Source organism: Pandoraea pnomenusa (assembly GCF_040391475.1).
Taxonomy (GTDB): Bacteria; Pseudomonadota; Gammaproteobacteria; order Burkholderiales; family Burkholderiaceae; genus Pandoraea; species Pandoraea pnomenusa_C.
The window spans coordinates 66,299-80,746 of the sequence record NZ_JBEBXS010000017.1; the positions used below are offsets into that span (position 1 = coordinate 66,299).

The 14,448-nt window shown below is 64.5% G+C and carries 12 protein-coding genes; 7 read left to right on the top strand and 5 right to left on the bottom strand.

Features of this window, described 5'->3' with window-relative positions:
* Positions 1–365 precede the first annotated feature (365 nt).
* The gene (locus ABWO90_RS17835; protein WP_353192567.1) at positions 366–1,310 is read right to left on the bottom strand and encodes a LysR substrate-binding domain-containing protein; all 945 of its coding nucleotides are present in this window, start codon (positions 1,308–1,310) and stop codon (positions 366–368) included.
* A gap of 153 nt (positions 1,311–1,463) precedes the next feature.
* On the bottom strand, positions 1,464–3,734 hold the full coding sequence (gene recG, locus ABWO90_RS17840) for an ATP-dependent DNA helicase RecG (protein ID WP_353192568.1): 2,271 nt from the start codon (positions 3,732–3,734) through the stop codon (positions 1,464–1,466).
* A gap of 100 nt (positions 3,735–3,834) precedes the next feature.
* Between recG and queA the strand changes: the two genes are divergently transcribed.
* The 6 genes from queA (at position 3,835) to ABWO90_RS17870 (ending at position 10,563) form a co-directional block, all read left to right on the top strand.
* Positions 3,835–4,917, top strand: a complete 1,083-nt coding sequence (gene queA, locus ABWO90_RS17845) for a tRNA preQ1(34) S-adenosylmethionine ribosyltransferase-isomerase QueA (RefSeq protein WP_353192569.1) — start codon at positions 3,835–3,837, stop codon at positions 4,915–4,917.
* A 171-nt stretch (positions 4,918–5,088) separates the two neighbouring features.
* Positions 5,089–6,219 (top strand): tRNA guanosine(34) transglycosylase Tgt, encoded by a 1,131-nt coding sequence (tgt, locus tag ABWO90_RS17850; protein ID WP_353192570.1) that lies wholly within the window; start codon positions 5,089–5,091, stop codon positions 6,217–6,219.
* Between the two features lie 224 nt (positions 6,220–6,443).
* Positions 6,444–6,710 (top strand): preprotein translocase subunit YajC, encoded by a 267-nt coding sequence (yajC, locus tag ABWO90_RS17855; protein ID WP_233179920.1) that lies wholly within the window; start codon positions 6,444–6,446, stop codon positions 6,708–6,710.
* Positions 6,711–6,844: 134 nt separating this feature from the next.
* On the top strand, positions 6,845–8,737 hold the full coding sequence (secD, locus tag ABWO90_RS17860; RefSeq protein ID WP_353192571.1) for a protein translocase subunit SecD: 1,893 nt from the start codon (positions 6,845–6,847) through the stop codon (positions 8,735–8,737).
* A gap of 24 nt (positions 8,738–8,761) precedes the next feature.
* The gene (secF, locus tag ABWO90_RS17865; protein ID WP_353192572.1) at positions 8,762–9,739 is read left to right on the top strand and encodes a protein translocase subunit SecF; all 978 of its coding nucleotides are present in this window, start codon (positions 8,762–8,764) and stop codon (positions 9,737–9,739) included.
* A 137-nt stretch (positions 9,740–9,876) separates the two neighbouring features.
* Positions 9,877–10,563, top strand: a complete 687-nt coding sequence (locus ABWO90_RS17870; RefSeq protein WP_353192573.1) for a cytochrome b/b6 domain-containing protein — start codon at positions 9,877–9,879, stop codon at positions 10,561–10,563.
* A gap of 78 nt (positions 10,564–10,641) precedes the next feature.
* Here the strand turns inward: ABWO90_RS17870 and ABWO90_RS17875 are convergent, their stop codons facing one another.
* Together ABWO90_RS17875 and purB are read right to left on the bottom strand one after the other, a co-directional pair.
* Positions 10,642–11,091, bottom strand: coding sequence for a c-type cytochrome (locus tag ABWO90_RS17875; protein ID WP_353192574.1), 450 nt, complete (start codon positions 11,089–11,091; stop codon positions 10,642–10,644).
* 175 nt (positions 11,092–11,266) lie between these two features.
* Positions 11,267–12,640 (bottom strand): adenylosuccinate lyase, encoded by a 1,374-nt coding sequence (gene purB, locus ABWO90_RS17880; RefSeq protein WP_353192575.1) that lies wholly within the window; start codon positions 12,638–12,640, stop codon positions 11,267–11,269.
* Between the two features lie 139 nt (positions 12,641–12,779).
* On the opposite strand from purB, the gene ABWO90_RS17885 reads away from it, so the two are divergent.
* The gene (locus ABWO90_RS17885) at positions 12,780–13,391 is read left to right on the top strand and encodes a glutathione S-transferase family protein (protein ID WP_353192576.1); all 612 of its coding nucleotides are present in this window, start codon (positions 12,780–12,782) and stop codon (positions 13,389–13,391) included.
* A 45-nt stretch (positions 13,392–13,436) separates the two neighbouring features.
* Here ABWO90_RS17885 and ABWO90_RS17890 read toward each other — a convergent pair whose 3' ends face one another.
* Positions 13,437–14,420, bottom strand: coding sequence for a lytic transglycosylase domain-containing protein (locus tag ABWO90_RS17890; RefSeq protein WP_353192577.1), 984 nt, complete (start codon positions 14,418–14,420; stop codon positions 13,437–13,439).
* Positions 14,421–14,448 lie beyond the last annotated feature (28 nt).

The following is a 14,448-nucleotide window of genomic DNA, read 5'->3' on the forward strand; positions in this document are numbered from 1 at the left end:
CTTCTCGTTGACGTCACGCACCCATGAGGGCGAAGTCGGCGAGTACCTGCGTCAGCGTGGTTTCGATGTCGTGCAAATACGCCTTGAGTTGGGTCATCGTCGGCACCTCGAATGCGTCGGGCTGCATGAGCGGTCGTGAGCGGTTGCAAGCGGTCGGGGGGCGTCTGAGTCGTGCCGCAGCTCCGTTGGAACGGTCGTTTCAAACGCCTGCGACCAGATTAATTATTTTTATCGAAATTATCGAATTGATCGTTTTTATGCATTCAATAGGCAAAAGCAATACGCCGCGGCACGGAGGCAGCGGCGTATGGCTTTTTCGGGGGAACGAACGCGGGGTAGATACGCCCCGCAGCGTCAGTTCGACATCAGTTCGATGTCGCGGGCAGGTCGAGCGGAATCACACCCGGCAGGTCGCATTTGGCAATGGCTTGCGCCACGGCTTCAATGGCGGGCAGGCGCGTGAAGCTCTTGCGCCACGCCAACACCACGCGGCGGTCGGGCACCGGCGCCGAGAACGGCACGTAGCGCAGCAGACTGTCGGGCGCCTGTGTCTCCGGCACCGACGTCTTTGGCAGCACGGTGATCCCCACGCCACTCGCCACCATGTGGCGAATCGTTTCCAGCGACGAGCCTTCGAACGTCTTCTGAATCCCGTCCGCGTTCTGCGAGAAACGCATCAGCTCCGGGCAAACGCCCAGCACGTGATCGCGGAAGCAGTGACCGCTGCCGAGCAGCAGCATCGTTTCCTGCTTCAGATCGCCCGCGTCGATCTGTTCGCGCGTCGCCCAGGGGTGCGAGCGCGGCAGCGCCACGACGAACGGCTCGTCGTAGAGCGGACGCACCATCAGGCCGCTCTCCGGGAACGGCAGCGCCATGATCGCCGCGTCGATTTCGCCCTGCTTGAGCAACTCGATCAGCTTGAGTGTGTAGTTCTCCTGCAGCATGAGCGGCATCTGCGGCGTCGTCTCGATCATCTGCTTGACGAGTGCCGGCAGCAAATACGGTCCGATCGTGTAGATCACGCCAAGTCGCAGCGGGCCGGCGAGCGGATCGCGGCCCTGCTTGGCGATTTCCTTGATGGCGATGGTCTGTTCAAGCACGCGCTGCGCCTGCGCGACGATCTGTTCGCCGAGCGGCGTCACACTGACTTCGGCCGCGCCACGTTCGAAAATCTGTACGTTCAGCTCGTCTTCGAGCTTCTTGATGGCCACCGAGAGCGTCGGCTGGCTGACGAAACAGGCTTCCGCCGCGCGACCGAAATGGCGTTCGCGCGCCACCGCCACGATGTACTTGAGTTCCGTGAGGGTCATGTCGTCCTAACCTGTGTAAATTAATCGAATTACCGCAATCGATAGATTTTGTTTTTTATAGCACAATCGGGCGGTAATTGCCCGTTTTCGGGCGGTGACTCGCCCTGACTTCCGCGCAATTCACGCCGCGCGGGCGCACCTGTCGGCCGCCGTTCACGCCTTAAGATAGTCTTCGCGCGCGCCCAGCCAGCGCTCCAGATGTGCAGCCACGGCCCCCGGGTGCGACTTCAGCAATTGCTCTGCCGCTTCCTGCGCCCCCGGGATCATCCATGCGTCTTCGTTCAGATCGACGAAGCGCAACATGGCCGCCCCCGACTGCCGTGCCCCAAGAAATTCGCCCGGCCCTCGAATCTCCAGATCGCGACGCGCGATCACGAAACCATCGGTGGTCTCGCGCATCGTCTGCAGGCGCGCCTTCGCGCCCATCGACAACGGCGAGGCGTACATCAGCAGGCACACGGATTCCGCCGAGCCGCGCCCGACGCGTCCGCGCAATTGGTGCAGTTGTGCGAGTCCGAAGCGTTCCGCATGCTCGATCACCATCAGCGACGCATTGGGCACGTCGACACCCACTTCGATCACCGTGGTCGCCACCAGCAAATGCGTGTCGCCGCGCGTGAAGTCCTCCATCACGGCGGCCTTCTCGGCGGGCGAGAGGCGTCCGTGCACGAGGCCCACGCGCAGTTCCGGCAGCGCGGCCACGAGTTGTGCGTGCGTGTCGACCGCCGTCTGCAGTTGCAGGGCTTCGCTCTCTTCGATGAGCGGGCAGACCCAGTACACCTGACGGCCGGCAAGCGCCGCCGCCCGCACGCGATCGATCACCTCCGGGCGGCGCGTGTCGCTGATGAGCTTCGTCACCACCGGGCTGCGGCCCGGCGGCAGTTCGTCGATCACCGAGACGTCGAGGTCGGCGTAGTACGTCATGGCGAGCGTGCGCGGAATGGGCGTCGCGCTCATCATCAACTGGTGCGGCATGGCGTTCTCGCCCATGCCCGCACTCTGCATCTTGCTGCGCAACGCAAGCCGCTGTGCCACGCCGAACCGGTGCTGTTCGTCGACGACAGCCATGCCCAGCCGGGCGAACGTGACCGAGTCCTGAATGATCGCGTGCGTACCAATGACGAGTTGCGCTTCGCCGCTCGCCACGCGCGCCAGCGCTTCGCGCTTCTCCTTCGCCTTCATGCTGCCCGCGAGCCACGCAACCTGTACGCCCAGCGGTTCGAGCCAGGCGGAGAGCTTGCGCAGGTGCTGTTCCGCAAGAATTTCGGTAGGCGCCATGATCGCCGCCTGAAAGCCGGCGTCGATGGCTTGCGCAGCGGCGAGTGCGGCAATGATCGTCTTGCCGCTGCCCACGTCCCCCTGCAACAGACGCTGCATCGGATGCGGCTCGGCCAGATCGGCGCGAATCTCCGCCCAGACGCGTTGCTGCGCGCCTGTCAGACGGAACGGCAACGCCGCCTCGAAGCGTTCCAGCAATCCGCCCGCTACGTGCGTGCCGAGGGCCGGTGCGGCGAGCCGTCGGCGCGCGGCCTGCGCCCGTTTGAGCGAGAGTTGCTGCGCGAGGAGTTCTTCGCATTTGATGCGCAACCATGCCGGGTGCGAGCGCTCGATGAGCGCCGTCTCGGACACGTTGGGCGGCGGCGCATGGAGCAGACGCACGGCGTCGGCGAGCGCAGGGAGTGGATGATCGGGGCCGATGGCATGTTGCAGCAACCCGGGCGGCAGTAGCTCGGGCAGCGGTGTGCGTTCCATCGCGTTGTGGATCGCTTTGCGCAGATACGCCTGCGACAGGCCCGCCGCGCTCGGGTACACGGGCGTGAGCGATTCGGGCAGTGGTGCGGCGGCGTCCTGCACGACGCGATACGCCGGGTGCACCATCTCCAGCCCGAAGAAGCCACCGCGCACTTCGCCGCGCACCCGTACCCGCGTGCCGATGGCGAGTTGCTTTTGCTGGCTACCGTAGAAATTCAGAAAACGCAGCACCAGTTCGTCGCCTTCGTCCGCAATGCGTACGACCCACTGGCGGCGCGGCCGGTACGCAACCTCGCTGGACGTCACTACGCCCTCGACCTGCGCCAGCTCGCTCGGCAGCACTTCGCCGATCTTGCGCAGCGTGGTTTCGTCCTCATAGCGCATCGGCAGATGCAGGATCAGGTCGATGTCGCGCTTCAGGCCGAGCTTCGCGAGCTTGTCGGCACTCCCGGCGCCCGCCTTCTTGGCTGCGGGCTTGGCGGGCTTGGCCGCCTTGCCGTCCCTGGACGCTTTGGCAGGCTTGGCGTCGGTGGGGAGGTCGGCATCGGGGCGCTTCGCGGTGCGTCTGGCGCTTTTGGCGGCCGGACGCGGCGAATCTGCCGCGTCGGCAAGATCGACAAGGTCGGCAGGGGCGTCGTCAGGCGCGGTGGCGGGCATTCTGCGTTCGGTCATGCAGTCGCGAGTCGGGCGTTCGCCGATCAGGCACACACCATATCGGCAGCCTTTCGGACGAACCAAGTAAAATAACGGTTGCTACGCATTGTAAACGCTGATGTATACCCTTTCCGATTTCGATTTCGACCTGCCGCCGGAGCTGATCGCGCAGACCGCGCTCACCGAGCGTACCGCCAGCCGACTGCTGGAGGTCGACGGCAGCGTCACGCCGCCGTCCCTTTACGACCGGCACTTCGCCGACCTGCCCAACCTGCTCGCCCCCGGCGACCTGCTGGTGTTCAACGACACCCGCGTGATCAAGGCGCGACTGTTCGGCCAGAAGGCCAGCGGCGGCAAGATCGAAGTCCTCGTCGAGCGCGTGATCGACAATCGCACCGCCCTCGCCCAGATCCGCGCCAGCAAGAGCCCGGGCCCCGGCACCCTGCTTCGTCTGGCCGATGCCTTCGAAGTGACGGTCGGCGAGCGTGTCGATCAGTTCTACACGCTGCATTTCCCCGACGACTGCTACACGTTGCTCGAGACCTACGGCCGTCTGCCGCTGCCGCCCTACATCGAACACGATGCCGACGCCGCCGACGAAACCCGTTACCAGACGGTCTACGCCCGCAACCCGGGCGCGGTGGCTGCGCCCACGGCGGGCCTGCACTTCGACGACGGCCTGTTCGCACGCCTCGACGCACTGGGCGTGCAACGCGCGACCCTGACGCTTCACGTCGGCGCGGGCACGTTCCAGCCGGTGCGTGTCGAGAACATCGGCGAGCACAAGATGCATGCGGAATGGTACGAAGTCACGCCTGCGCTGGTGGACGCCATCGCCGCAACCCGCGCGCGAGGCGGACGCGTCATCGCCGTGGGCACGACCTCGATGCGCGCGCTGGAGTCGGCGGCGCAAGCCACGCTGGCGGCCGGTGGCGCCCCGGGCACATTGCGCGCGGGCAGTGCCGAAACGGACATCTTCATCACGCCGGGCTACCGTTTCCAGGTGGTCGATCGTCTGATTACGAACTTCCATCTGCCCAAATCCACGCTGCTCATGCTGGTGTCGGCTTTCTCGGGCATGGAGACGATCCGCGCGGCCTATCGCCACGCGATCGAGCAGCGCTATCGCTTCTTCAGCTATGGCGACGCGATGATCCTCTCGCGCGTGGAAATGCACGACGCGCCGAAAGCCGCCGCCTGACCGGCATCGCCGGATACCCGGATCGCAGCATCGACCGGCGCACGCCGTCACAATGACGGCCGTGCGACCCGGTACAATACCGCCTTGGCCGCGCATGGGGCGCTGGCCGCTTTTTTGACGTCCCGTGCGGGCGCCGGCTTGTTTTGCTGGTGGTGCCGGGGCGCATGACACATGCTCAAGTTCGAACTCATCACCACCGACGGGCAAGCCCGTCGGGGGCGCGTCACGCTCAATCACGGCGTGGTGGAGACGCCCATCTTCATGCCCGTGGGCACGTACGGCTCGGTCAAGGCGATGTCGCCGGCCGAACTCGTCGAAAACAATGCCCAGATCATTCTCGGCAACACGTTCCACCTCTGGCTGCGCCCGGGACTGGAAACCATCGCCGCACACGGCGGCCTGCACCGCTTCATGGGCTGGGATCGTCCGATTCTCACCGACTCCGGCGGTTTTCAGGTCTTCAGCCTCGGCGAGTTGCGCAAAATCAGCGAAGAAGGCGTGAAATTCGCCTCGCCGGTCAACGGCGACCGTCTGTTCCTGTCGCCGGAAATCTCGATGCAGATCCAGCACGTGCTTAATTCGGACATCGTCATGCAGTTCGACGAATGCACGCCGTATGAGATCGACGGGCGTCCGGCCACGGAAACGGAAGCCGGCCAGTCGATGCGCATGTCGCTGCGCTGGGCCAAGCGCTCCATCGACGAATTCAACCGCCTGGAGAACCCGAACGCACTGTTCGGTATCGTGCAGGGCGGCATGTACGAGCATCTGCGCGACGAGTCGCTCGCAGGGCTCTCCGAGCTGGACTTCCATGGTTACGCCATCGGCGGGCTGTCGGTGGGCGAGCCGAAGGAAGACATGATGCGCGTGCTCGAGCACGTGGCACCGCGCCTGCCGGCGAACAAACCGCACTATTTGATGGGCGTGGGCACGCCGGAAGACCTGGTGGCCGGCGTGGCGGCGGGCGTCGACATGTTCGACTGCGTCATGCCCACGCGAAACGCCCGCAACGGCTGGCTCTTCACGCGTTTCGGCGATCTCAAGATCCGCAATGCGTCGCACAAGACCGATACGCGCCCGCTGGACGAAACTTGCGGCTGTTACACCTGTCGAAACTTCTCGCGCGCCTATCTGCATCATTTGCAGAGAGCCGGGGAGATTCTGGGTGCGCGGCTCAACACCATCCATAACCTGCATTACTATCTCACGCTGATGCAGGAAATCCGGGATGCCATCGAAGCCCACCGATTCGACGCGTTCGTCGCGCAATTCCGCGCCGATCGCGCGCGCGGCGTGCAGTAATGGCGGGGGCCCGGCGACGGGTACCGAATCCCCGTGGAGGGGCGTCGGGCAGTGGTAAAATACCGGGCTTGGATCCTGAATCCTCGCACCGAAACACACGCCGCGCGTATCCGGGTCACCGGTCACACGCGGCTTCTACACGTCTTACATAAGGAGAACCGAACGTGCTGATTTCCGAAGCTTTCGCTCAGACGGCAGGCGCCGCCAGCCCGACCAGCAACCTGATGAGCTTCCTGCCGCTCGTGCTGATGTTCGTGGTGCTGTATTTCATCATGATCCGTCCACAAATGAAGCGTCAGAAAGAAACGCGCAACATGCTGGCCGCCCTCGCCAAGGGCGACGAAGTCGTGACGTCGGGTGGTCTGGCCGGTCGCATCTCGAAGGTCGGCGAGACCTTCGTGACCGTCGAGATCGCAGAGAACGTCGAGATCAACGTGCAAAAGGGTGCGATCACGACCCTGCTGCCGAAGGGCACCATCAAGGCGCTCTGATCCTTCGCGCAACCGCATGCGGCCGCCCTCTCCGGCGGCCGCAGTGCATGGCGGCGCGGGTCTGGCGACCTGCGTTGCCTTGCTAGCCGGTCTGAAGCACGGTTTGCCACGAGGCATCACCCTAGCCCGCCGCTATGAATCGCTATCCTCTCTGGAAATACATCATCATTCTGGTGGCGCTCGCCATCGGGGTGCTCTATACGCTGCCGAACCTGTTCGGTGAAACACCGGCGGTACAGATTTCCAGCGTCAAGGCGACCGTCAAGGTCGATCCCTCGACGCTCTCGCGCGCTGAAGACGCACTCAGAGCACAGAACATCGCCTTCCAGGGCGCTGTGTTCGACAGCACGGGCAACAACCCGAGCGTGCGCATTCGCTTCGCCGACACCGACACCCAGCTGCGCGCCAAGGACCTGCTCCAGGGCGCACTGAATGCCGATCCGACCGACCCGACCTACGTCGTCGCCCTGAACCTGCTCTCCGCTTCGCCGGAATGGCTCACCCGCATTCACGCGCTGCCGATGTACCTCGGCCTCGACCTGCGTGGCGGTGTGCACTTCCTGCTGCAAGTCGACATGGCCGGCGCGATCACCAAGCGTCTGGACGCCGCCGCTGCCGACGCCCGTACGCTGCTGCGCGACAAGAACATCCGCCACAACGGCGTGACGCGCACGGACAACGGTATCGAAGCCGCCTTCAGCACGCAGGAAGAAGCCGAGCGCGCCCGTGGCGCCCTCAGCGACGGCCTGCCCGATCTCGCCTACACCACGCAAGCCGGCCCGAACGGCACGTTCAAGGTGGTCGGTGCGTTCACGGAAGCGGCCCGCCGCGCCGTGCAGGACAACGCCGTCAAGCAGAACATCGTGACGCTGCACAACCGGGTGAACGAACTCGGCGTGGCGGAACCGGTGATCCAGCAGGAAGGTCCGGACCGCATCGTGGTGCAGTTGCCCGGCGTGCAGGACACGGCCAAGGCGAAGGACATCATCGGTCGCACGGCAACGCTCGAAGCCCGTCTGGTCGATCCGGACGCCCCTCGCTTCGTGTCGGCCGACACGCCGGTGCCCCCGCAGGACGAACTGTTCCTGCACGGCAATGGCGCACCGGTCATGCTCAAGCGTCAGGTGATCTTCAGCGGCGATCGCATCACGAGCGCTTCGGCTGGTTTCGACGATCACCAGCAGCCGTCCGTGAACATCAAGCTCGACGCCGCAGGCGGTCGCGTGCTGCGCGATGTCTCGCGCGACAACATCGGCAAGCCGATGGCAATCGTGCTGTTCGAGAAGGGCAAGGGCGAAGTGCTGACGGTGGCGAACATTCGCAGCGAACTGGGCCAGAGCTTCCAGATCACAGGCATGGGCTCGGCACAGGCCGCCAACGACCTGGCGCTGCTGCTGCGCGCCGGTTCGCTCGCCGCCCCGATGGAAATCATCGAAGAACGCACCATCGGCCCGAGCCTCGGCGCCGACAACGTGCACAAGGGTGTGGACTCGGTGCTGTACGGCCTGATCGCCATTGCCGTGTTCATGATGGCGTACTACATGCTGTTCGGCGTGTTCTCGGTCATCGCGCTGCTGTTCAACCTGCTGCTGCTCGTGGCCATCCTGTCGTTGATGCAGGCCACGCTCACGCTGCCGGGTATCGCCGCTATCGCGCTCACGCTCGGTATGGCCATCGACGCCAACGTGCTGATCAACGAACGTATCCGCGAGGAACTGCGTGCGGGGGCCTCGGCACAGAAGGCGATTTCGCTGGGCTTCGAGCACGCCTGGGCCACGATTCTGGACTCGAACGTGACCACGCTGATCGCCGGTCTGGCGCTGCTGGCCTTCGGTTCGGGCCCGGTGCGCGCGTTCGCCGTGGTGCACTGCCTCGGTATCCTGACCTCGATGTTCTCGGCCGTGTTCTTCTCGCGCGGTCTGGTCAACCTGTGGTACGGCGGCCGTCGCAAGCTCAAATCGCTGGCGATCGGTCAGGTCTGGCGCCCGGACGGTGCGAAGAACGCACCGGACGCAGGCGAGCAATAACCGCAGGCGCGAGAGGAAACAGTCATGGAATTTTTCCGCATCAAGAAAGACGTGCCGTTCATGCGGCACGCCCTGATCTTCAACATTGTCTCGGCGCTCACATTCGCGGCGGCGGTGTTCTTCCTGGTCACACGGGGCCTGCACCTGTCGATCGAGTTCACCGGCGGCACGGTCATGGAAGTGGCCTACTCGCAGGCAGCCGATCTCGAGAAGATCCGGGGTGAAGTCGGCAAGCTTGGCTATCGCGACGTGCAGGTGCAGAGCTTCGGCACCTCGCGCGACGTGATGATCCGCCTGCCGATTCAGACCGGTCCGGACGGCAAGCAGGTCACCAGCGCGCAGCAGAGCGATGCCGTGATGACCGCACTCAAGGCCGACGCCCCCGACGTGCAGCTGCGTCGAGTGGAATTCGTCGGACCGCAGATCGGGCACGAACTGTTCACGGACGGGTTGCTTGCGCTCACCTTCGTGGTCGTGGGCATCATCATCTACCTGTCGTTCCGCTTCGAATGGAAGTTCGCTGTCGCGGGCGTGATCGCCAACCTGCACGACGTGGTGATCATTCTCGGCTTCTTCGCCTTCTTCCAGTGGGAGTTCTCGCTGGCGGTGCTCGCGGGGGTGCTGGCCGTGCTCGGCTACTCGGTGAACGAATCGGTCGTGATCTTCGACCGGATTCGCGAGACGTTCCGGAAGATGCGCAAGGCCACGGTGCAGGAAGTCATCGATCACGCCATCACCACGACCATGTCGCGTACGATCATCACGCACGCGAGCACGGAAATGATGGTGCTGTCGATGTTCTTCTTCGGCGGCCAAACGCTGCACTACTTCGCACTGGCACTGACCGTGGGTATTCTGTTCGGTATCTACTCGTCGGTGTTCGTGGCCGCCGCCCTGGCGATGTGGTTCGGCGTGAAGCGCGAAGACCTCATCAAGCACAACAGCAAGGACGGCGAAGAAGACCTCGATCGCAACGATCCGAACTTCGGCGCACGCGTCTGATCGGCGCACTGCGCAGTCTCGATGCATGAAGAAAACCGCCGGCGCGTCCGGCGGTTTTTTTTCGCCCGCCGGCATGTGCAGGTGTCGCAGGCTTGCGGTAATCTCGCGAGGTTCGCCCTTTACGAATTTTCACGCCAATGAAGTCGATCCGCATCTGGGACCTGCCCACTCGCCTGTTTCACTGGTCGTTCGTCGTGCTGGCCGTGGCCGCCTATGTGACCGCCAAGACGGGCGGCAACGCCATGGTCTATCACTTCTGGTGCGGCTATGCCGTGCTCGCGCTGCTGCTGTTCCGGCTGGTCTGGGGCATTGCCGGGCCGCGTTACGCACGCTTCAGCGCGTTCATCACCGGGCCGGGCACCTTCTTGCGCTCGTTGCGCGACCCGCAGGCCACCGACGCGCGCTTCGCGGGTCATACGCCGCTCGGTGGTCTGTCGGTCATCGCCATGCTGCTCTTCTTCGCGATCCAGGCCGGGCTCGGCCTCTTTTCGAACGACGACATCTTCAACGACGGCCCGCTCGTGAAGTTCATCGACAAGGACACGAGCGACATGCTCACCGGCTGGCACCTGCGTAACCAATGGGTGCTCGTGGCGCTCGTCGCGCTGCACGTGCTCGCGATTCTGTACTACCGCATTGCACGCAAGAAGGATCTGATCAAGCCGATGATCGTGGGCGACAAGCGTACGACCGCGCCCGTGCATCCGGCTCGCGACGACTGGCGCGTGCGCACCGGCGCGCTGGTGTTGATCGTGCTCGCCTCGGCGGTGGTGTACCGGATCGTTCATCTGACGCCCGCCGTGGCAGCGTTGCCGTCATATTGAGCGCAGCAGAGGTCTGCCGTCAGCGCATAAAAAAAGCCGGTCATACGACCGGCTTTTTCGTTAGCGAGCGAGCGACGCTTACTTCGCGCGGAAGTTGTCGTGGCAGCTCTTGCACGTCTGTGCCGCTTCGCCGAAGGCCGTCTTGATCGACGCGAGATCGCCGCCCTTGGCCACGGTATTGAGCTTGGCCACGGCCGTTTCCATCTTCTCGGCGGCCTGCTGGAACTTCGCCTTGTCGGAGAACACCTCGGGCTTCGCTTTGCTCTTGGCCGTCGTCTGGCCGCCTTCGAACGCCGGCCACGGCAGCTTCGAGAGCGTTGCAACGAGTTCGGCGTTCTTCGCCACGTCGTCCTTGTTGAACGGGGCGTCGCCCTTGACCACGGCGCCGATGCGGCCGAAGTGATTACCGAGCAGGAACAATGCCGATTGTCGGTACTCCACGGCGTCGTCCGCCTTGGCGAACTGGGCTTGTGCGAGTGCCGGGGCCACGGCAGCGGCGATTGCCGCGAAAGCGAAAGCGAGCTTCATTTGTGGGGTTCTCCTTATAGATTGTGCGGCTATGATACACAGCAACCCACCTATGCGTATGACATGGATGTCATATCGTCATGCCGCCCCTCCAAGCAAAACGGGCCGCATAGGCGGCCCGTTTCGCAGGTGCATCGGCGTCCGGCAGCGTTCGCCGGGGCCTGACGCATGAACCTTACACGCGCTTGGCGAGCGCCTCCGCGATACCGACGTAGTTCGCCGGCGTCATCTCCAGCAGGCGCGCCTTGGCGTCTTCCGGAATCGCCAGTTGCTTGATGAAGGCCTGCAGCGCTTCGCGGGTAATGCCCTTGCCGCGCGTGAGCTCCTTGAGCTGCTCGTACGGGTTCGGCACACCGAAGCGACGCATCACGGTCTGCACCGGCTCGGCCAGCACTTCCCACGTGTTGTCGAGGTCTTCGTCCAGACGCTGCGGATTGACTTCGAGCTTGCCCAGACCGCGCAGGCACGAGTCGTACGCGAGCAGGCTGTAGCCGAACGCCACGCCGATGTTGCGCAGCACGGTCGAATCCGTGAGGTCACGCTGCCAGCGCGAAACCGGCAGCTTGTCGGCCAGGTGGCGCAGCACGGCGTTGGCCAGGCCGAGGTTGCCTTCCGAGTTCTCGAAATCGATCGGGTTGACCTTGTGCGGCATGGTCGACGAGCCGATTTCGCCCGCTTTCGTCTTCTGCTTGAAGTAGCCGACCGAGATATAGCCCCAGACGTCGCGGTTCAGGTCGAGCAGGATCGTGTTGGCACGGGCCACGGCGTCGAACAGCTCGGCCATGTAGTCGTGCGGTTCGATCTGGATCGTGTACGAGTTGAACGTCAGGCCCAGGCGCTGCTCGATCACGGCCTTCGAGAACGCCTCCCAGTCATACGACGGGTAGGCCGACAGGTGGGCGTTGTAGTTACCGACCGCACCGTTCATCTTGGCGAGCAGCTCGACGCGGCGAACGCGCTCGAGCGCACGGGCCAGACGCACGGCCACATTGGCCAGTTCCTTGCCCAGCGTGGTCGGCGAGGCCGGCTGGCCGTGCGTGCGCGAGAGCATCGGCTGCGACGCGTGTTCGCGGGCCAGCTCGCTCAGCTTGGTCACGAGCGATTCCAGCGCCGGCACGATCACCTCGTCGCGCGCGCCCTTGATCATCATGCCGTGCGACGTGTTGTTGATGTCTTCCGAGGTGCAGGCGAAGTGAATGAATTCGCTCGCCTTTTCGAGTTCGGCCTGACCCTGGACCTTTTCCTTGAGCCAGTACTCCACGGCCTTCACGTCGTGGTTCGTGACCTTCTCGATGTCCTTGATGCGCTGGGCATCGGCGTTCGAGAAGTTGGCGGCCAGGTTCAGCAGGAACGTCTCCGCCTCGGCCGAGAACGGGGCGATTTCGTCAAGGCCGGCCTTGGACAGGGCGATCAGCCAATGGATTTCGACCGTCACGCGGTGACGCATGAATGCCGCCTCGGACAGCCACGGACGCAGGGCGTCGGTCTTGCTGGCGTAACGGCCGTCGAGCGGGGAAAGCGCGGTCAGGGGGGAGAATTCGTCGGACATGGCACTGGGCACCGAAAAAGAAAACCGGAGAGCCGGCAATGCGCCAACTCGGAAAGGCCAGTATTTTACCATTCCCCGGGGACGGGCATCCCGCACGTTATACTCTCCCCCGCGCTATCGCGATATATCAAGGATTCACATGAAGTTGATCGGTGCCCTCGCCAGTCCCTACGTTCGCAAAGTCCGCATTGTGCTGGCGGAGAAAAAGCTCGACTACAAGCTCGAACTGGAGAACGTCTGGGGTGACGACACGCGCATCCAGCAGTCCAACCCGCTGGGCAAAGTGCCCTGTCTGGTGATGGAGGACGGCGAGGCCGTGTTCGATTCGCGGGTGATCTGCGAGTACCTCGACACCCTCTCCCCGGTGGGCAAGCTGATCCCGCCCTCGGGCCGCGAGCGCGCCGAAGTGCGCTGCTGGGAAGCCCTCGCCGACGGCCTCACCGACGCCGCCGTGCAGATCCGTGTCGAGACGATGTTCCACGACGAAGCCTCGCGCTCGCAGAAGCTGATCGACCGCCAGATCGGCAAGATCCAGGAAGGTCTGCGGGCGATGGCGCGCGGTCTCGACGAGCGTCAGTGGTGCGCCGGCAACCGCCTGACGCTGGCCGACGTGGCCGTCGTCTGCTCGCTCGGCTACCTCGACTTCCGTTACCCGGAAATCGACTGGCGCGCCGCACACCCGAATCTGGCCCGTCACTTCGAGCGCATGTCCGCACGGACTTCCGTAGCCGACACCGTTCCGACGCTTTGATTTTTTTGCTTCTGAAGCCTTCAGACGGCGGGCTCGCTTGCGCGACTACCCGTCAACCACCGCGCGGGGCGTAGATTCGCGCGGTGGCATCAGCACTGCCGGCCGGTCTCGTCCGGCCCCGGCCGACGGGCTGTGCGTGAGCCACGTTCCCAATCCCTGTAGCAAACGCCAGGCGCGCGATGTGTCGCCGTCGTCCATCTTCGCCTTCGATTTGTCGGTGACCGACGTGCGGGGCGGCGGGGGCATCGAGGCCATCGAGGGCGGCAAGGGCGGCGCTTGGGTGACGTCTCCCAAGCTTGCCCGACGCCGTTGAGCGCCCAATGGCGTAACGTCCCGGGCCACCGCCGCTGCGTCTGCGCGCCCCGCGCCGGTCCGCCCGGCTGTGTCGTTTTTACCCGCTGACGCCGACCGCTGCGGCGCACCGGCGTCGCGCAGACGTGAATAACCCGCCATCACCTTGCGCACGTACTGCTGCGTCTCCGGAAACGGTGGCACGCGGTGTCCGTGACGCAGCACGGCCCCTTCCCCGGCGTTGTACGCCGCCAGCGCCAGGCGCACGTCACCGTCGAAGCGTTTGAGGAGCCATTGCAGATACGACGTCCCCGCACGCAGATTCTCCTCGGGATCTTCCAGACGTCGCACGCCGAAGCGCTGTCCCGTCAACGGCAACACCTGCATCAGGCCGATGGCACCATGCACCGAGACCGCCTGCGGGTCGTATCCCGACTCCGTGTCGATAATGGCGTGCAACAGCGCCGCATCGATCGACGTCGCGCTCGCCGCGCGTTGTATCAGGGCGTCGAACGGCCGGGCGTCGGGCTGCGACGGCGACGTCACCGGCTCGGGAGCAATGGCGATGTCCGGGAGCGTCAAGGGCTCGAGTGGTCTGCCGACGAATGCGCGCGGTTCGGGCACGACGAGTTGGGCGTCCGCCACGCGTGGATGAAACGGCAACAACCCGCGTTCGATCGCTTGCGCCGGCATTGGCGTCGTCGTGAATGCTGCCAACGCGGTTGCCCCCCACAGCACGGGCTGTCTCCATCGCCGCGGCGCCCAA

Bases quoted from the DNA above. Each gene is read 5' to 3' on its own strand.
- secF (WP_353192572.1), top strand. From the start codon at position 8,762: ATGGAATTTTTCCGCATCAAGAAAGACGTGCCGTTCATGCGGCACGCC.
- ABWO90_RS17870 (WP_353192573.1), top strand. From the start codon at position 9,877: ATGAAGTCGATCCGCATCTGGGACCTGCCCACTCGCCTGTTTCACTGG.
- secD (WP_353192571.1), top strand. From the start codon at position 6,845: ATGAATCGCTATCCTCTCTGGAAATACATCATCATTCTGGTGGCGCTC.
- ABWO90_RS17835 (WP_353192567.1), bottom strand. From the start codon at position 1,310: ATGACCCTCACGGAACTCAAGTACATCGTGGCGGTGGCGCGCGAACGC.
- tgt (WP_353192570.1), top strand. From the start codon at position 5,089: ATGCTCAAGTTCGAACTCATCACCACCGACGGGCAAGCCCGTCGGGGG.
- ABWO90_RS17875 (WP_353192574.1), bottom strand. From the start codon at position 11,091: ATGAAGCTCGCTTTCGCTTTCGCGGCAATCGCCGCTGCCGTGGCCCCG.
- yajC (WP_233179920.1), top strand. From the start codon at position 6,444: ATGAGCTTCCTGCCGCTCGTGCTGATGTTCGTGGTGCTGTATTTCATC.
- recG (WP_353192568.1), bottom strand. From the start codon at position 3,734: ATGACCGAACGCAGAATGCCCGCCACCGCGCCTGACGACGCCCCTGCC.
- ABWO90_RS17885 (WP_353192576.1), top strand. From the start codon at position 12,780: ATGAAGTTGATCGGTGCCCTCGCCAGTCCCTACGTTCGCAAAGTCCGC.
- purB (WP_353192575.1), bottom strand. From the start codon at position 12,640: ATGTCCGACGAATTCTCCCCCCTGACCGCGCTTTCCCCGCTCGACGGC.
- queA (WP_353192569.1), top strand. From the start codon at position 3,835: ATGTATACCCTTTCCGATTTCGATTTCGACCTGCCGCCGGAGCTGATC.